The organism is Vibrio pomeroyi (genome assembly GCF_024347595.1).
Lineage (GTDB): Bacteria > Pseudomonadota > Gammaproteobacteria > Enterobacterales > Vibrionaceae > Vibrio > Vibrio pomeroyi.
Genome location: NZ_AP025507.1, coordinates 1,467,103 through 1,485,018 on the forward strand (window position 1 = coordinate 1,467,103; position 17,916 = coordinate 1,485,018).

The window sequence follows — 17,916 nt, forward strand, 5'->3', positions numbered from 1 at the left end:
ATGCAGCCCTTTTTGTATCAAACAACAATGCAATCACAATCTCAGGTAATCGAATCAAATATTTTGCCCGTTTAAGATTTGATCTCGCGCAATGACTCTTTAGATCTGTTATCTTCCAGCACATAATTCGTGTGGTTTGCCTTTACTTGGCAAATTTATGCAGTAGTATCGCCACGCAAACGTTTACGTACCACCTTTCGGTTCTGATATAAGGATCAAATATGCTGTCTGATATTGATATTTGTCGCTCTACTCCCCTTAAAAACATCAGTGAGGTTGCCAAACAAGCTGGCCTGCAACACGACGAACACCAGCCATTAGGCGAATTCAAATCTAAAGTGTCTCTCACATCACTTGAACGCCTCGCTAACCAACAAGATGGTAAATTGGTCGTAGTCACGGCGATTACACCCACGCCACTTGGTGAAGGCAAAACAGTGACCACCATTGGGCTCGCTCAAGGTCTTGCCAAAATTAACCAATCAGCGATGGCGTGTATTCGTCAGCCTTCAATGGGCCCTGTATTTGGCGTTAAAGGTGGCGCAGCTGGCGGTGGCTACTCTCAAGTCGCTCCTATGGATCAATTGAACCTGCACCTAACTGGCGACATTCATGCCGTAACAGCCGCTCATAACCTGGCGTCTGCAGCGATTGATGCACGTTTGTATCATGAACAACGTGAAGGCTTAGAGGCATTTGAAGCGCGTTCTGGCTTAAAAGCCTTGGATATTGACCCAAGCAGAATCGTTTGGCGACGTGTACTCGACCACAATGACCGCGCACTACGCATGATCACTGTAGGCAAGAATGAAGCGAACAAAACAATTAATGGCTTTGAACGCGAAGACGGATTTGATATCTCAGCCGCCTCAGAGCTGATGGCAATTCTTGCACTGGCTGACGACTTGCAAGACTTACGTAAACGCATTGGCCGTGTTGTGCTCGCCTATAATCATCAAGGCTTGCCACTAACCGCGGATGACTTCGGCGTTGCCGGAGCGATGACCGTCACAATGAAAGACTCTATTGAGCCAACGTTAATGCAAACCCTTGAAGGTGTTCCGACACTTATTCACGCAGGGCCATTTGCGAACATTGCACACGGTAATTCTTCAATTATTGCCGACAAGATTGCCTTAAAACTGAGTGATTTTGTGGTGACCGAAGGTGGTTTCGGCTCAGACATGGGTTTCGAGAAAGCGTGTAACATCAAGGTTAAGGCATCCAACAAGAAGCCTGACTGTGCCGTTGTTGTGGCGACACTGCGCGGATTAAAAGCGAACTCAGGTTTATACGATTTAAGACCGGGCACCCCACTACCAGACTCTATCTTTAGTGATGACAAAGATGCACTCGTTGCCGGTTTTGAGAACCTCAAATGGCACATCAACAACGTTAAGCAATACCAAGTACCAACCGTCGTTGCTATCAACCGATTCCCACAAGATTCAGACCAAGAACTTGACGCATTAAAACAGATGATCGCCGCTTTCGATTCAAGCGTGAGCGTTGAAGTCAGTGAAGCGTTTGGTCAAGGTGGCGAAGGCGCGATTAAGTTAGCGAATGCAGTAGTAAAAGCTTGCCAAGTTGAAAGTGAATTTAAGCCTTTGTATCAATCAGAGCAAAGCTTAGAAGAAAAGCTGATGGCGGTCGCTGAAGTCGGTTATGGCGCAGCGAGCATCTCACTGTCACCTCTAGCAAAAAAACAACTCGCTGAATTCAAACTACATGGTTACTCCAATCTATCCGTGTGTTTAGCAAAAACGCCTTTATCTATCTCAACTGAAGCATATATAAAAGGTGCTCCAACACAGTTTGACGTTCCGGTTAGAGAATTAAAACTGTGTGCAGGTGCAGGTTTTATTTACGCTTTATGCGGCAATGTCATGACTATGCCGGGCTTACCTGATAAACCTGCGTTTATGTCATTAGACATCGATGACAAAGGGAATATCATCGGGTTAAGTTAATGATTACAAGCCTTTAGCCATAATTCATCACTCGCCTACTTATGACATAACGAAAAACACTGGCATGAGTAGGCATTATTTTGGTGGTAATTCTTAGTTATCCAGATGCTCAATTAGCAAGCTTAATTGCAAAAAGTTGCAGTAAAACCTTAATAATATGCAAATCTTGTTTTAAGTTCTGGGTGAAGATCACATTAAAAACCCTATAAAATATATAGTATTGCGCTGATTCTTTGAGGACAGTGATGAATACGAGTATAAAGAAACTAGTCAGCCAATTTCTGTGCACCATATTTGCCCTAGGATTAGTCCCTGCCCTCTATATCAACTCTGAACTCGACAGAGTTGAAGATCAGCACACGCTCAATATCAAACAGTCTAGCCAAAACCAAATCGAGTATAGCTTTCACGAGCTCGCTGTGATTGTTGAGCAAATCTCAAACTCGGTTCCCTCTATTGCAGATTCGCAAACCTTACTCCGCGCCATCAACGAACCGTCAACTATCCATAAAGAAACGCTGCAAGATCTCTGGGTGATGCTCGCTCGAGGCCAAAAGTACTATTCTCAGTTACGTTACCTCGATATAAAGGGCAACGAAGTCTTCCGTGTTAACTACAAAGACGGAAAAGCAATCGTAGTCCCAGATAACGAACTACAGAACAAATCTTCGCGCGATTATTACAAAGCGCTACAAGAACTAAAGATTGGTGAGGTGAGCTCTCGCGGCATTGACCTAGAAGTTGAAAATGGAGAAATCGTTCGCCCTTTGATTCCAGCGCTTCGCATTATGACGCCAGTCGCTGAAAACAACCGCATCATTGGTTACTTCATCGCAAACCTGAACATGCTTGAGATCTACAAGCGCCTTCACTATCAAATTGGCGCATCGGCTGCTGTTCCGATTATTCTCAACAAGACCGGACACATCATTATGGGGCCGGATCCTACGGAATCTTTCGGGCATGTGATTGAGTCACGTTCAGAACAGACTTACGCAAAGTTATACCCAGAGCTTTGGACAGCGATTCAAGACAAGACATCTTCGAGTTATTTTGACGGCAAGAACTGGTATTTCCATTCTGATATCAGCCCGAAGATAAAGCAGTTCGAAGGCCCAATCTACATGGTTCTTCATATTGAAAATCAACAGTTTAATAGCCAATATCAGCGTGAAAACCACGCGATCTTCGTGCAGATAGTTACCCTAACGATTTTGATCTCAATGATTTCAGCAGGCTTTGTGCTGTGGAATCAAAACCACAAGAAGAACAGCATTGAAAGTCAGTTAGCAAAAGCCGCAATGAACGGCATGTCAGCCCTTGTTATCACTGACAGAAACAACCGCATCATCAAAGTAAATCAAGAATTTACCCGAGTCAGTGGCTACAACCTAGAAGACGTTAAAGGCCGCCAACCATCGATGTTTGCGTCTGGTCGCTACAATCAAGAGTTCTACATTAAGATGTGGAGCATTATCAAGAAACAAGGCATGTGGGAAGGCGAAGTCGTCAACCGACGTAAAGATGGCTCGTTGATTACAGAAATACTCCGTATCCAAACCATCAAAGACTCGAAAGATGTGATTCAATTTTATGTCGCATCATTTGTCGATATCAGTAAGCATAAGGAACTCGAAAACAAGCTGAGAAACCTCAGTGAGAAAGACGCATTAGCCGGCTGTTGGAACCGTCGGAAGTTCGATCTTGAACTGCGCGACGAATGTTCTCGTGTAAACCGTTACCCTACCCGCGAACAATCTTGTTTGGCTATCTTAGATATCGACCACTTCAAACGCATTAACGACAGATTTGGTCACGACTATGGTGATCGCGTGATTCAAACCGTCGCTCAGGTATTGCAACGTGAATGCCGAGAAACCGATTTTGTGGCTCGTATTGGTGGTGAAGAGTTTGGTGTCGTTCTGCCACACACAACAACAGAAGAAGCCGAATACGTACTTAATAGACTACGAATTGCCGTTAGCCTTGAGTTAGACAACATCGTTACCGTCAGTGCTGGTATCACGAACCTGACGAGCGATCCTGCCCTTAACTACAAATGTGCCGATCTAGCGCTGTACGAAGCGAAAGCCGCAGGCCGTGACAGCGTGTGCCTGTTCCTAGACAGTGAAATGAGCGAAATCGCCTAGCTCGAATGTGAAAACTAGGCGAATGTGACTACTAGGCGAGTCTAATCAGTAGGCGAACGTTCCATCGATATCCAATCAGTTAGGCGCTGGGTGGAACTCTAACTTGTTCCCTTCAACCACTAGAATACAGTCCATATTTGCCGCATGAGCAGCCTGCTTACCTAAGTTTGTATCTTCGAACACTACACACTGCTTAGGTTGTAAACCCATACCGAAACACGCATCTAAGAAAGTATCAGGGTTTGGCTTGTGATTCTTCACATCGGTCGCTGTCACTAAGATATCAAGCTTGTTTAGAATGTCCGTTTTATCTAATAATTGCTCTGCGCTTTTACGTTGACTGCCTGTCCCTACTGCGATCTTCTTATTTCCGAGATGTTCTAACAACAGAGAATGCGTACAAGGGATAACGTCACCTTTGTCTTCAATGGCAGCGAATGACGCCATCTTGAACGTGGAAACCGCTTGTGGGTCGAGCGACAAGCCGTACTTGCTGTTCACTTCGCCCGCTATCTTATAACTCGGCATTCCACCTAAACTGTGTAACCAAGACGCTTCAAAATGAAAACCAAACTCTTCTGCTGTTTGCTGCCATGCTTTCACATGAGCAGGCATTGTATCGATCAACGTACCGTCCATATCAAAGATTAATCCTTCATACGCCGTTAAATCTATTTTCATCACTACTACCACTCTTTAAGAAAGTTACTGATACCATAACCAATATTCAGTATCATGACCCCATATTACCGTTCAAAATGGATGTTTATGTTACAAATATCTAACTCTGTTTCGATTCAGGACTGGGAACTTCAGTTAACTGCGATCAGAGCACAGGGAGCAGGCGGTCAAAACGTCAATAAAGTATCAAGCGCGATACATTTACGTTTTGATATCAAGCACTCTACCCTACCTGATTTCTATAAAGAAAAGCTCCTCGCACACAAAGATAGCCGCATCACCAAAGACGGTGTGATTATCATTAAGGCGCAACAATACAGAACTCAGGAACAAAACCGAGATGACGCTTTAGTGCGTTTGAAAGAATTGATCTTGGAAGCGACAAAAGTTCAAAAAGTAAGAAGAGCAACAAAGCCAACACGCGGCTCTCAGAAAAGACGTTTAGAAAGTAAGAAACAAAGAAGTACCACCAAACAGCTACGCGGAAGAGTGAACTGATTGTTTCATGTCCCCCAGTGAGCGCATCACCCATTAAACAACCGTTCTAACTCTGTTATTAGAAACAGACTACTTCTGTTTTTTCACCGATAAAATCAGTTTAATCAACAACATTCTCTCTTCGCTGGTCAGTAAGCGACTGACCGCTGCTACATCTTCTGCAGTCGCTTGCGATGCACCCACAATATCAAGCACGACATCCAAATCAGTCACTTTTAGAGTTCTTGTGATCGAACGGTACTGAGACATTTTGATGTCCGCTTCTCCGCGCTCAATACGTTGGTAAGTCTTTAAGCTCATTCCTGCACTTGAGGCCAGCTTTTCTTGCGACAAATTAGCTTGCTTTCTGCGCTCAATCAGCGCCATGACTATAGGCTCTTGTGACATTAGCTTATCCTCATTAGACAGTTATGACCTAATTTCAGCAAGAAGCAGACCATATTGACTCGCAACGGTTTACATACGCTATCAAAGGCATATTATCCAATTATTAAAAAACGTTACGTATCATAAACTTTCACGCTTTGATCGATCGTGAGCGTAAAGGCTAGAAAACTTGAAGACTCAAGTCTTGGGAAATAATAAAAATTGCATATTGCGAATAAGAAAGACGTCAAATTGGAAATTGCGAATCGCTATATATTGGCATTTCCTTGCATTAGTCACGCATTAGAATCAGACAATCCCCGCCCAGAAATCATTGCAATACAACATAAGCTACTCACGTACAAAGAGGTGTTGCTGCACGGGAACATGTTGGAAGGTAAGGAATTAAAGCAGGCTTTTTCTGCATTGAACGAAAATGAAAAAGGTGTAGCGCAAGGTGGGATTAAAAGCATCAATGCTGCGATAAAAGAGATGGATGAGATTCTAGAAAGATACAGCCGTAAAGCGGTTATCGAGCTGAGTAACTAGTTCGACAAGCAACTAACCAACTGTAAATATACAAACCTGCAAAAGTAAAAAGTCGACGCTATCGTTAGATAAAGCGTCGACTTGTTCAAAACATTGAAGATCTAACGTTTAACTGCTTTTCTAACGCCAGCAATCAACATCAGCATACCTAGCAAACCAAATGAAACACTACCGCCACTGCTACCAGAACCAGTTGACGCACTTGTCCCTGCAGAAGCAGAACGTTTCGCGTCTGTTGATACAAACTTAGCAGTTTCAGTACCAGCGATAACACTGTCGATCCAATCTTTGTAGTCGTAGATTTCTGTAAACACCGACGTTACTCTTGAGCTAGCACCACACGTTTCAGGACCGAAACTAGTGATACCAACTTGTCTGTAAATTGAACCATCTTTCCAGTAAACAGGACCGCCAGAGTCACCCTGACAAGTGCCACCGTACAAGCCAGATGCACCCACATCTCCAACAAAACAAATTTGATTTTCTGTTAACTCATTGCCAGCCGCGAATACCGTTTTACAAGTCGCATTGTCTACATAATTGAGGTTTGCTTGTTGTAGTAAAGTAGTGCCATCGAAGCCAGTGCGTGTATCTCCGTGCCCCACGGCGACAAAGTCATTTGCGACATTGCGATAAGTTTCATCAGAGGGACGCTGAACAACATCGTTAATTGAATCGATATTTAGTGCACTTTCAAGTTTTAGAATAGCAACATCATTACGCAATAGATCGCTCAAAGCATTTGAGTAATCACTACGATAATACACTTCAGACACACGTGCTTTCTGGACAATGTTATTAGGAAATTGGGAAGTGTCTTCTAATTGAGGAACGACAACAGTAAATAACTGAGCATTCTCATCACCATAAATACAGTGTGCAGCCGTTAAAATATGAGTCGGGTCTAAAATTGTCGCACCACAATATGGGCCTGTTGAGTAGACGCCATCATATTCGATTCTATCGATGAATAAGCTCGCCATCGAAGGAAAATCAGTTACTGAGGCGCTGCTGCCGTTTACGATATAAGGTGTTACACCCACGTCAGGAGTACTTTCGACCGTATTTTCCGTCGCCATAACACTTGATGTGTAAATCAATGGCGCTAAAAGCCCTAAAACGGCTTTACGAACTGGACTCATTGTATGATTCACATTCATAGATAACTCCTTGTAACCCCTACTACTTATTTACAATATTGATGAATAGCCACCATAACACGTCCCAACCTTCAGTATAGTAAGTATTTGTAACGATATTGCCACATCTCTCATTTTATAAACCAATTTCAAAGTAACAGTTCTTGATGGTCACTTATCAAATCAATACGCGGCAATAAACAAAAATGTATGGTCCGCCCCGTTATTGCAACTACAATTAAGTAATAACGGAGTTGGTTTGCGCTAATGTATTCGGAGTCCTTGTTGGGAGCACTAGCTTCCCAGCTCCACGATGATATCCGCGCCAGATTATCCTTAAAAAGCCCAAAGCATTGATTGCTATTTTTTGTGTCAGGTTCTTAATCTGGCCGATTGACCGTTTTTGTCATCACGTTCATTGGCGTTGCAAACTTGGTTATAGCTAAACAGCCTTAAAAGCTTGGCGGTGGTATAACACCGCCCAAGCTATCCTCACTAGCTTGTTGGCTAATGCGACTACCACTACATTAAATGGTTTGGTGGCTCGTAGGTTCGCAAGCCACTCTCCGAACACTTTCCCTGTCGTCTCTAGTCTAGAGAGTACAGCCCTTGCCCCATGGACAAACAGAGTTCTGAGGTGTTTATTCCCTCGTTTACTCATACCAAGTAGTTTGGTCTTTCCTCCCGTTGAGAATTGCCTTGGCACAAGCCCCAACCAAGCCGCCATCTCACGGCCATTGGTAAAGTTATTCGGAGAGCTTACATCGGCTATACACAATGTGGAGGTAAGATCGCCAATTCCAGGGATAGTTTTTAATAATTGAGCACTTTCATTGTTATTAACAATAGTTTGAAGCTTGTTATCTTGAGTTTTGATTTGTTCATTAAGGTACTTGTAATGTTCGTGGATAGATATCAATTCACATAGCAAGCTTTTTGGTAATGAGACGGTTTGTTCAGCTAACCATTGAAACAGAGACTTCATCTTTGCATGCCCTTTGGGAAAGCTAAGGCCGAACTCAAGTAAGATCGCGCCGATCCGCGACATAGTGGCAGTTCTCTCCTTGATATAACTATCTCTGACTCGATGAATCGCTGCGATGACTTGAGCCTCTTCACTTTTTACAGCTACAAACCTCATGGTCGGTCGACCCGCAGCCTCTGCGATCGCTGAAGCATCGATGAAATCGTTTTTATTGCCTTTGACATAAGGCTTTACATACTGAGGAGGAATAAGTCGGGGTTGATGACCAAGTTCACCACACTTTCGAGCAAGCCAATGAGCACCGCCACAGGCTTCGAAAGCAATAGTTGTTGGTTCTATTTTACTAAGAAAGATTAAGAGTTGGTTACGATTAAATTTACGACGAAGCACCTCCACTCCACAACGGTTATGTGCGATAGCATGGAAGCAATGTTTACCTAGGTCGATACCTAAAATATGAATAGAAGACATATGGTTCACCTCATTCTGAGAGCCTACTCTAAGCTTAAGGGCTTGAGAGTGAGGCGGACCATATAATTAAGCCTACTGTTGAGTCCCTCTATATAGAGAGGTCAACAATAGGCTTTCGTAATACTTGGTGTTTTCTCTTAAAAGAGATTAGCCACGGTAGTAACGTTGAGGTACGAATGGCATTTTTTCTACTGTCATTGGTAGTTTCTTACCACGAACTTCAGCGAATACTTCAGTACCGATAGCCGCTAGATCAGTGCGAACATAAGCCATTGATACTGGCTTTCCAGCGTTAGGACCCGCTGTACCACTTGTTACAACGCCAATCTTGTTGTCTTCAGCATCGAACAACTCAGCGCCTTCACGAACTGGAGCTTTAGTTTGGCCTACTAGACCAACACGCTTACGTTGAACGTCTTTAGTCGCGATTTGCTCAAGGATGATATCAGCACCAGGGAAACCGCCTGCACGTTCACCGTCAGTACGACGAACTTTTTGAATACCCCATAGAAGGCTAGCTTCTACTGGAGTCGTTGTTGTATCTAGATCGTGACCGTATAGACATAGACCACACTCAAGACGAAGTGAATCACGTGCGCCAAGGCCAATCCACTCAACTTCCGCTTCTGCAGTTAGCTTACGCGCTAGTGCTTCAGCGTGATCGTTCGGTACAGAGATCTCGTAGCCATCTTCACCCGTGTAACCACTGCGACTCACGATGCATTCAACGCCATCGATATCTACTTTTTGAACATCCATAAACAGCATGTCTGCAACGCTTGGTTGGAAACGAGCTAGAACTTCAGATGCTTTAGGACCTTGAAGTGCGAGTAGAGCGCGGTCATCAATCACTTCCATCTCTACATCTGCAGGAAGGTGTGCCGTTAGATGATCGATATCTTGTGTCTTACAAGCTGCATTCACAACAACAAACAGGTGATCGCCAAGGTTAGCGACCATCAGGTCATCCATGATGCCGCCCTGCTCATTAGTAAAGAACGCGTAGCGCTGCTTACCAGAAGGAAGGTCGATAATATCTACAGGAACCAAAGATTCTAGGACAGCAGCTGCATTTGCACCATGTAGACGAAGTTGCCCCATGTGAGAAACATCAAAAAGACCGGCAGCATCACGAGTGTGTAAGTGCTCTTTCTTTACACCTAGTGGGTACTGAACTGGCATGTCGTAGCCAGCGAAAGGAACCATCTTTGCGCCTTCTTCAACGTGAAGTGCGTGCAGTGGTGTTTTTAGTAGGTCTTGATTAGCGTGTTCTTGAGTCATTTTATTCTCCATGAAGCGTTGCAGGCTTTCCAAATCGAATCTGCCGCTTATATCTCTATTTAGAGTCGCTTCTAACGCTAAGTCTCAGCATTAGAAACAGTAGATAGTAAAAAGTGATGTCTTTTATATAGGCTTATATAGTTAGCGTTATAAAAATTGATAGCTGTACAAAAGCTCTACAACTCACTTTCTAAGAATTCACTTCAGTAAACTTCAATCAACATGAGTAAACCGTGTTCACTATAGTAAACAAGCCTGAGTCAGTTTTACACCCTTAACAAGATTAAAACAGCTCAAAATGTGACATTTAACAATTTAAAAACAATTATTCGATACATGCAAAAACGCGATATTGATGATTTTCACATCAATATCGCGTAATTTGGCAAACGTTAGAAACAAAAGCAAACGTTTGCATTCACTATAAGAAATTCTAATTTTGTTAACTTATTTTGCAGTCACCCACAAAATCAGCGCATCTTCTGTACTAGTAGAAATCAACATGTGGCCCATATTGGCGTCGTAATACATGCTGTCGCCTTCACTCATTGGTACGGGTTCGTAGAATTCTGAGTAAAACATCACATCACCGGAGATAATCATCAAGAACTCTTCACCATCGTGACGAACCCAATCATTATATTCTTCAAAAGTACGCGCTCTTACGCGGCTTTTGAATGGCATCATCTTCTTATTAGAAAGCTCAGTCGCAAGCAGTTCATGCTCATAAGTCGGTGTCGGGTGAGGTTTTCCCTGGCCTGCCTTAGTTAAGTCACGACGTCCTGTTGCGACTTTTTTCCTTGGCGGCTCAAAGAGTTGCGGCATATCAATTTGCAAACCCATCGCTAATTTTTGCATAGCCTGAAAGGTTGGCGAGATTTGTTCATTCTCGATTTTACTGAGCGTAGAACGCGCCAAGCCAGTTCTTTGGCTCGCTTCTTCTAACGTGATCCCAAGCTTGCCGCGGATGTCTTTAATACGCTGGCCAAGCCTAAGTGGTTCTATATTCTGGTCTAACGTTTCTTTCGCCAACGTTAAAGATGGGTACTCATCATAAATGTCTTCTGACATAGGTCCCTCATTATTTTCTTACTTCCTGTCTATTCATTTCATTGTTGCATGAAGCGCTTTGTTGATTAAAGAGCACACACAGAAATAAAGCGTGCTCCCTGTAGCAAAACGAGAAAAGTTGTTTCCTATTGGAAATTTTTGTTGAAAATTGATTTTATCGGAGCTATGTTATCGACTTGTTAGATGAAGAGATGCTACTTCAGCTTGTAGCAAATGATAGTTTTAACATTTGTAAGAGCTGTTTTTTACCCGAACTTTTGGGAACCAATTCGTGCTGCATTGACCCTACAACGATCGCTTAGACGCTGTAAGAGTATATTTAAAACGCAATTAACGTTTATCTGTACCTATATAGCGCAAACGATACCGATGCAGAAATCAACGTAAGACCTAATGGACTATAAAAACAATCACCATTAGCTTAATGAAAGGTCTCGACAATGAACGCTTACCAAAACCATAGCTTAGACAGTTTTTTCTCTACGAACCTATCTGCGACTGACGACGCAGTATTTGCTGGAATCCAAGCAGAGAACACTCGTCAAAACGAACAAATCGAACTTATTGCTTCTGAGAACATCGTATCTAAAGCAGTAATGCAAGCTCAAGGCACCTGCCTAACCAACAAATACGCTGAAGGCTACCCAGGCCGTCGTTACTACGGTGGTTGTGAGCACGTAGATACAGTAGAAGCTATCGCAATCGAACGCGCTAAGCAGTTGTTCAAATGTGAATACGTAAACGTACAGCCTCACTCTGGCGCTCAAGCAAACGGCGCAGTTAAACTTGCCCTACTTCAACCTGGCGACACTATCCTAGGTATGTCTCTTGACGCTGGTGGTCACCTTACACACGGTGCACGCCCTGCAATGTCTGGTAAATGGTTCAACGCAGTTCAATACGGCGTAGACCGCGACACTCTTGAAATCGATTACGAAGCGGTTCGCGCTTTAGCGATCGAAAGCCAACCTAAAATGATTATTGCTGGTGGTAGTGCTATCCCACGCGTTATTGATTTCGCTAAGTTCCGTGAAATCGCTGACGAAGTTGGCGCAATCCTAATGGTTGATATGGCACACATCGCGGGTCTTATCGCGACAGGTGCTCACCCTAGCCCACTACCACATGCACACGTTGTTACAACAACAACACACAAAACACTTCGTGGCCCACGCGGCGGCATGATTCTGACTAACCACGAAGACATCAACAAAAAGATCAACTCTGCAGTGTTCCCTGGCCTACAAGGCGGCCCATTAATGCACGTTATCGCGGCTAAAGCAGTGGCGTTTGGCGAAGCACTTGGCCCAGAATTTAATACTTATATTGATTCAGTGATCGACAACGCAAAAGTTCTTGCTGAAGTGTTGCAAACTCGCGGTTGTGACATTGTGACTGGCGGAACAGACACGCACCTAATGCTGGTTGACCTTCGTCCTAAGGGCTTGAAAGGTAACGTAACTGAAGAAGCGTTAGAGCGTGCAGGGATCACATGTAACAAAAATGGTATACCATTCGATTCAGAGAAGCCTATGATTACTTCTGGCATTCGTTTAGGTACGCCAGCTGGAACCAGTCGTGGTTTTGGCACTGAAGAATTCAAACTTATCGGTGAATGGATCGGCGATGTACTTGATGGCTTAGTTGAAAGCCCTGAAGGCAACGCTGAAGTTGAGCAACGTGTTCGCAAGCAAGTTAAAGAGCTTTGCAAGCGCTTCCCTCTTTACCGTTAGACCGTTTTTAAGATTTAAATTAAAACCTCATAAATTTTTGGAGAATAAGCAATGGACAATACACTAAAGTTTGCAGACAGCCACGAGTGGGTAAAAGACAACGGTGACGGTACTGTAACTATCGGTATTTCTGAGCACGCTCAAGAGATGCTAGGTGACGTTGTGTTTGTTGACCTGCCTGACACTGACGACGAAATCGAAGCTGGCGAAAGCTTCTCTCTAGTTGAGTCAGTGAAAGCTGCTTCTGATATCTACGCACCAATCTCTGGCGAAATCGTAGAAATCAACGAAGAATTAGAAGATAGCCCAGAGCTAATCAACGAAGAACCTTATGAAGGTGGCTGGATTGTTAAAGTGAAGATGTCTGATGCGTCTGAACTAGACAACCTTAAAGATGCGGAAGAATACCTAAGCTCTATCGAAGAAGACTAATAGGTAACCTCATTACGATAAAGCTGCTCTTTTGAGCAGCTTAATTTTAGGGGCTAGCTCACGGCTCCAGAGAGAAAGTAGAACATATCATGACTGAATTACTTCAAAGCCAATTACTGAAAGACCTGGGTACTCAAAACGAGTTTGTTGCTCGTCATAACGGCCCAAATAAAGCAGACCAGCAAAAAATGCTTGAAGCGATTAACGCGACTAGCCTAGACGCACTGATCGACGAAACGGTTCCTGCACAAATCCGTCTTGAAAAACCAATGACACTTGCTGCGCCACTGAGCGAAATGGACATGCTGACCTCTCTTAAAGAGATCGCTAACCTAAACCAAGTGAAACGTACTTTCATTGGCCAAGGCTACTACAACACATTCACTCCAAACGTTATTTTACGTAACGTTTTGGAGAACCCAGGCTGGTACACAGCTTACACACCATACCAACCAGAGATTTCACAAGGTCGTCTTGAAGCTCTACTAAATTACCAACAAATGGTAATGGACCTAACAGGTATGGAAATCGCAAACGCATCACTTCTTGATGAAGCGACAGCGGCTGGCGAGGCTATGACACTGTGTAAGCGTGCTGGTAAAAGCAAGAGCAAAGTATTCTTCGTTGCTGACGATGTTCACCCTCAAACGCTAGAAGTTGTTAAAACTCGTGCTGAGTACATCGGTTTTGAAGTAATGGTTGGCGCTCTTGAAACACTTCCAGAGCAAGACGTATTTGGTGCGTTAGTTCAATACCCTGGCACAACAGGCGAAGTTCGTGATCTAACAGACATCATTGCGAAGGCTCAAGCAAACAAAACTCTAGTAACCGTTGCTACTGACCTACTCGCTTCTGCCCTACTTAAACCTGCAGGCGAAATGGGCGCAGACGTAGTAATCGGCTCAGCTCAGCGTTTCGGTGTTCCTATGGGTTACGGCGGTCCACACGCTGCATTCATGGGTACTCGTGAAAAGCATAAGCGTACAATGCCAGGTCGTGTAATCGGTGTATCTATCGATACTCACGGTAACCAAGCGCTACGTATGGCAATGCAGACTCGTGAGCAACACATCCGCCGCGAGAAAGCGACATCAAACATCTGTACAGCTCAAGCACTTCTAGCAAACATGGCGTCTTTCTACGCGGTTTACCACGGTGCAGAAGGCCTACGTACTATTGCTCGTCGTACACACCACATGACAGCTATCCTAGCGGCTGGCCTGACTAAAGCGGGTTACGAGCTAACGAACAACAGTTTCTTTGATACCATCACAATCAACTCTGAAGAGAAAACAGATGCACTGTACGCGAAAGCGCAAGCAGCAGACATCAACCTTCGCCTTCTTAAAGGTAAGATCGGTATCAGCTTAGATGAAACAACAACGATCGACGACGTGAATGCCCTATTCGCAATCTTCGACGTGAAAGAAGACGTTCAAGCACTCTCTTCTGACATTGCATCAAACGAGTTTGCAGCAATTCCAGAAAACTGCCGTCGTGAATCAGAGTTCCTAACTCACCCAGTATTCAACACGCACCACAGCGAAACGCAAATGATGCGTTACCTAAAACAGCTTGAGAACAAAGACTTCTCACTAACGCACGGCATGATCCCACTGGGCAGCTGTACGATGAAGCTGAACGCTGCTGCTGAGATGATTCCAGTAACATGGCCTGAGTTTGGTTCAATTCACCCATTCGCACCTCTTGATCAAGCAGCGGGTTACACAGCACTAGCGAAAGATCTTAAAGAAAAGCTATGTGAAATCACCGGTTACGACGATTTCTCACTACAGCCTAACTCTGGTGCATCTGGCGAATACGCGGGTCTAATCGCGATTCAACGTTACCACGCAAGCCGCGGTGAAGCTCACCGTAACGTTTGTCTGATTCCAAGCTCAGCGCACGGTACTAACCCTGCAACAGCATCAATGGTTTCAATGAAGGTAGTGGTTGTTAAGTGTGATGAAGATGGCAACATCGACATGACTGACCTAGCAGCGAAGATCGAGAAGCACAAAGAAAACCTATCAAGCATCATGATCACTTACCCTTCTACGCACGGCGTATACGAAGAGCAAGTGAAAGAAGTGTGTGAACAAGTACACGCAGCGGGCGGTCAGGTTTACCTAGACGGCGCGAACATGAACGCTCAAGTTGGCCTAACTTCACCTGGCTTCATCGGTTCAGACGTATCTCACTTGAACCTACACAAAACATTCTGTATCCCACACGGTGGTGGCGGTCCGGGTATGGGTCCTATCGGCGTTAAATCGCACCTAGCACCTTTCCTACCAGGTCACATCGAAAACGGTGTACAAGGTTCTGACTACGCGGTATCAGCAGCAGATTTAGGTAGTGCTTCAATCCTACCTATCTCTTGGGCTTACATCGCAATGATGGGCGAACCTGGCCTAACAGACGCAACGAAAGTAGCGATTCTAAACGCGAACTACGTGATGGAAAAACTACGTCCTCACTACCCTGTTCTTTACCGTGGCACTAACGGCCGCGTAGCACACGAATGTATTATCGATATTCGCCCGCTTAAAGAAGACACAGGCATCAGCGAAGAAGATATTGCTAAGCGTCTAATGGACTTCGGTTTCCACGCGCCGACTATGTCTTTCCCAGTAGCTGGCACACTAATGGTAGAGCCAACTGAATCTGAAGACTTAGAAGAACTAGACCGTTTCTGTGAAGCGATGATCGCAATCCGCCACGAAATGGCAGCTGTGAAAGCCGGTGAATGGCCATTAGACAACAACCCTCTAGTGAACGCACCGCACACACAAGTTGACCTTTCAGGCGCAGAATGGGATCGCCCTTACTCTCGCGAACTGGCTTGCTTCCCATCGAAAGCAACGAAGAACTCGAAGTACTGGCCAACAGTTAACCGTGTAGACAACGTATACGGCGACCGTAACCTAATCTGTTCTTGCCCAAGCATCGATAACTACGAAGACTAATTCGTAGCGGCGCTAAGCAGCGAAACATAACAAAGGCGAGCCAAATGGTTCGCCTTTTTGTTTTCTAAAATTCAAGGTCAACAAATGCATTGACCTTACCGTAAGGGAAAGGTTTAAGGTGAAATGAATCCAGTGATGAATGAGGAAACAATTATGGGATGTTGCAATAAAGCGCCAAAAGGTGGAGCCCCTCTTGGCTTACTTCTAAAAGTCACGCTTGGGATTGGGCTTTTCGTGTTTCTGCTGGCTCTGTGGCAGTAGGAAGCTCATACAGCCCTAGGGGGAAACTAAGAAGTGATGGTTAAGTAAGGGTTAGATAGCGCCAAGTTGATATTGGCGCCATAGTCGTTTGTTATATGCTTACTTCACCCGTGCCCTTTCGTACCATTGGTCAAATTGGTCGATGACCCTGTTGTGATAGAAAGTTTTACTAATACTTTTAGGGTTGTCCGGATCTAATCGGCGCAATTTACAGTACCTTTCACCTTCAGCTTTTAACGTCCTCATTTGGTCATGAAAGACTTTATTTTGCTTAAAGTTCGTATAGCGTGCCTTGATTATTTCTAGCAGCTCGTAGTAATCGTGTGGATAGTTTTTCAGAGCATCTTCTTCGGAAAGAACAATTTCCGGAGCATCAGGATCATTAGTTAGACGCACTTGTAACGCTTCATCATTTGTCGTTTTTACCAGCTTAGTATGAAGTTTCAACGATATAGCAAAGTTTGCATCTTTGTCATGCTCATGGTCTTTCTCGATATCTTTCAGATACTTCAGGAGGTTTGACTTAACCTCACTGTCCACGCTAAAACTAGCAACATCTGAAAGATGGAAAAATGATACAGGCATAAGGTAGAAGTTGTACCGACTAAAGTCATGGTTGAACCAGTTCATAGCAAGAGTCATGAAGTTTTTCAGTGAAGCTGTACCAATTTCTTGGATATTAGTGCTCAATTCAAGATCACCGCAGACAAAATGCACTGAATCATCTCGGATGTTCATTAACAATCGAATGTTATCTCCGACTACGTTTGGGATAGAACCATTAGCTAATAAACGATTCAGGGCAACGCCCAATGAAATCGTTTTAGGGTTACCACTTGGGGATATTACAACTTGCGCCTTGTTAAAAATATGGATGGACTCAGGATTGTCACCAGCATCTTTTACCAACTTTGACTTTAAAAGAAGCTCCCATGCATTTGTCATTAGAATTGAGAAAGTCTCTTCTCGATGCTGAAAATTAGGTTTGTTGTATATTTCTATCGCTGAAATACACGCCGAGATAGCCTTTTCTAACATAATCTGGTGAAGGTACTTATCTACTTCATCTTTTTGGCTTTGGTGTTGGCGAAAAGTAGTTGAGTTGAAAGTTGTGATAACTTCTGTGACCTTATAACCATTGTTCTTTCGCTCCAGCAATGAAACCCATTTTTTACGTAAATACGTTTTTACTGTAGATACGCTCCAACCTGTCTTTTCAGCTAAGTCATCTAACGTGAACTCGTGTCCAGATTGAAAACTCTCAAGGAAGAATGTATAAGCCTTGTCTACTTGCAACCATTTTTTCTCTGACATAAACCTACCTACTAACTGCATATAATAGTTCTTAGACTGAAAAACT

The 17,916-nt window shown here is 43.9% G+C and carries 14 protein-coding genes; 7 read left to right on the top strand and 7 right to left on the bottom strand.

All coding sequences use genetic code 11. The annotated features are described in order from the left end of the window. The first annotated feature begins 221 nt into the window (after window positions 1-221). Window positions 222-1,970 (top strand): formate--tetrahydrofolate ligase, encoded by a 1,749-nt coding sequence (locus OCV12_RS22530; protein ID WP_261886227.1) that lies wholly within the window; start codon window positions 222-224, stop codon window positions 1,968-1,970. Window positions 1,971-2,215: 245 nt separating this feature from the next. Further along, window positions 2,216-4,120 (top strand): diguanylate cyclase, encoded by a 1,905-nt coding sequence (locus OCV12_RS22535; protein WP_261886228.1) that lies wholly within the window; start codon window positions 2,216-2,218, stop codon window positions 4,118-4,120. Window positions 4,121-4,195: 75 nt separating this feature from the next. Here OCV12_RS22535 and OCV12_RS22540 read toward each other — a convergent pair whose 3' ends face one another. After that, the gene (locus OCV12_RS22540) at window positions 4,196-4,801 is read right to left on the bottom strand and encodes a beta-phosphoglucomutase family hydrolase (protein WP_123322563.1); all 606 of its coding nucleotides are present in this window, start codon (window positions 4,799-4,801) and stop codon (window positions 4,196-4,198) included. Between the two features lie 87 nt (window positions 4,802-4,888). Between OCV12_RS22540 and arfB the strand changes: the two genes are divergently transcribed. Continuing rightward, window positions 4,889-5,299, top strand: a complete 411-nt coding sequence (gene arfB / locus OCV12_RS22545; RefSeq protein ID WP_017630397.1) for an alternative ribosome rescue aminoacyl-tRNA hydrolase ArfB — start codon at window positions 4,889-4,891, stop codon at window positions 5,297-5,299. 69 nt (window positions 5,300-5,368) lie between these two features. On the opposite strand, the gene OCV12_RS22550 is transcribed toward arfB, so the two are convergent. Continuing rightward, a complete protein-coding gene (locus tag OCV12_RS22550; protein WP_017630398.1) occupies window positions 5,369-5,686 on the bottom strand; it encodes a helix-turn-helix transcriptional regulator in 318 nt (105 codons plus the stop codon). Window positions 5,687-5,887: 201 nt separating this feature from the next. Here OCV12_RS22550 and OCV12_RS22555 point away from each other — a divergent pair, with 201 nt between their 5' ends. Beyond that, window positions 5,888-6,214, top strand: a complete 327-nt coding sequence (locus tag OCV12_RS22555; RefSeq protein WP_261886229.1) for a hypothetical protein — start codon at window positions 5,888-5,890, stop codon at window positions 6,212-6,214. A gap of 101 nt (window positions 6,215-6,315) precedes the next feature. On the opposite strand, the gene OCV12_RS22560 is transcribed toward OCV12_RS22555, so the two are convergent. The 4 genes from OCV12_RS22560 to OCV12_RS22575 form a co-directional block, all read right to left on the bottom strand. After that, on the bottom strand, window positions 6,316-7,374 hold the full coding sequence (locus OCV12_RS22560; protein WP_261886230.1) for a S1 family peptidase: 1,059 nt from the start codon (window positions 7,372-7,374) through the stop codon (window positions 6,316-6,318). A gap of 421 nt (window positions 7,375-7,795) precedes the next feature. Beyond that, window positions 7,796-8,809: an IS110 family RNA-guided transposase gene (locus OCV12_RS22565; RefSeq protein ID WP_261885538.1), complete on the bottom strand. Its 1,014-nt coding sequence runs from the start codon at window positions 8,807-8,809 to the stop codon at window positions 7,796-7,798. Window positions 8,810-8,956: 147 nt separating this feature from the next. Beyond that, window positions 8,957-10,090: a glycine cleavage system aminomethyltransferase GcvT gene (gene gcvT, locus OCV12_RS22570; RefSeq protein WP_048660228.1), complete on the bottom strand. Its 1,134-nt coding sequence runs from the start codon at window positions 10,088-10,090 to the stop codon at window positions 8,957-8,959. A gap of 447 nt (window positions 10,091-10,537) precedes the next feature. After that, on the bottom strand, window positions 10,538-11,161 hold the full coding sequence (locus OCV12_RS22575; RefSeq protein WP_017064652.1) for a helix-turn-helix domain-containing protein: 624 nt from the start codon (window positions 11,159-11,161) through the stop codon (window positions 10,538-10,540). Window positions 11,162-11,601: 440 nt separating this feature from the next. Here OCV12_RS22575 and OCV12_RS22580 point away from each other — a divergent pair, with 440 nt between their 5' ends. From OCV12_RS22580 to gcvP, 3 genes are all read left to right on the top strand, one after another. After that, window positions 11,602-12,894: a serine hydroxymethyltransferase gene (locus tag OCV12_RS22580; RefSeq protein WP_017064653.1), complete on the top strand. Its 1,293-nt coding sequence runs from the start codon at window positions 11,602-11,604 to the stop codon at window positions 12,892-12,894. Window positions 12,895-12,945: 51 nt separating this feature from the next. Then, window positions 12,946-13,326, top strand: a complete 381-nt coding sequence (gene gcvH / locus OCV12_RS22585) for a glycine cleavage system protein GcvH (RefSeq protein ID WP_017072176.1) — start codon at window positions 12,946-12,948, stop codon at window positions 13,324-13,326. Window positions 13,327-13,415: 89 nt separating this feature from the next. Then, entirely contained in the window at window positions 13,416-16,295 is a 2,880-nt protein-coding gene (gene gcvP / locus OCV12_RS22590; RefSeq protein WP_017629409.1) for an aminomethyl-transferring glycine dehydrogenase, read from the top strand. A gap of 360 nt (window positions 16,296-16,655) precedes the next feature. On the opposite strand, the gene OCV12_RS22595 is transcribed toward gcvP, so the two are convergent. Further along, window positions 16,656-17,870, bottom strand: coding sequence for a DUF3644 domain-containing protein (locus tag OCV12_RS22595; protein WP_261886231.1), 1,215 nt, complete (start codon window positions 17,868-17,870; stop codon window positions 16,656-16,658). Between the last annotated feature and the right edge of the window lie 46 nt (window positions 17,871-17,916).

Excerpts from the sequence above, each read along its gene's own strand:
- OCV12_RS22580 (WP_017064653.1), top strand. The coding sequence starts at position 11,602 with ATGAACGCTTACCAAAACCATAGCTTAGACAGTTTTTTCTCTACGAAC.
- arfB (WP_017630397.1), top strand. The coding sequence starts at position 4,889 with ATGTTACAAATATCTAACTCTGTTTCGATTCAGGACTGGGAACTTCAG.
- OCV12_RS22565 (WP_261885538.1), bottom strand. The coding sequence starts at position 8,809 with ATGTCTTCTATTCATATTTTAGGTATCGACCTAGGTAAACATTGCTTC.
- gcvT (WP_048660228.1), bottom strand. The coding sequence starts at position 10,090 with ATGACTCAAGAACACGCTAATCAAGACCTACTAAAAACACCACTGCAC.
- gcvP (WP_017629409.1), top strand. The coding sequence starts at position 13,416 with ATGACTGAATTACTTCAAAGCCAATTACTGAAAGACCTGGGTACTCAA.
- OCV12_RS22560 (WP_261886230.1), bottom strand. The coding sequence starts at position 7,374 with ATGAATGTGAATCATACAATGAGTCCAGTTCGTAAAGCCGTTTTAGGG.
- OCV12_RS22575 (WP_017064652.1), bottom strand. The coding sequence starts at position 11,161 with ATGTCAGAAGACATTTATGATGAGTACCCATCTTTAACGTTGGCGAAA.
- gcvH (WP_017072176.1), top strand. The coding sequence starts at position 12,946 with ATGGACAATACACTAAAGTTTGCAGACAGCCACGAGTGGGTAAAAGAC.
- OCV12_RS22530 (WP_261886227.1), top strand. The coding sequence starts at position 222 with ATGCTGTCTGATATTGATATTTGTCGCTCTACTCCCCTTAAAAACATC.
- OCV12_RS22535 (WP_261886228.1), top strand. The coding sequence starts at position 2,216 with ATGAATACGAGTATAAAGAAACTAGTCAGCCAATTTCTGTGCACCATA.
- OCV12_RS22595 (WP_261886231.1), bottom strand. The coding sequence starts at position 17,870 with ATGTCAGAGAAAAAATGGTTGCAAGTAGACAAGGCTTATACATTCTTC.
- OCV12_RS22550 (WP_017630398.1), bottom strand. The coding sequence starts at position 5,686 with ATGTCACAAGAGCCTATAGTCATGGCGCTGATTGAGCGCAGAAAGCAA.
- OCV12_RS22540 (WP_123322563.1), bottom strand. The coding sequence starts at position 4,801 with ATGAAAATAGATTTAACGGCGTATGAAGGATTAATCTTTGATATGGAC.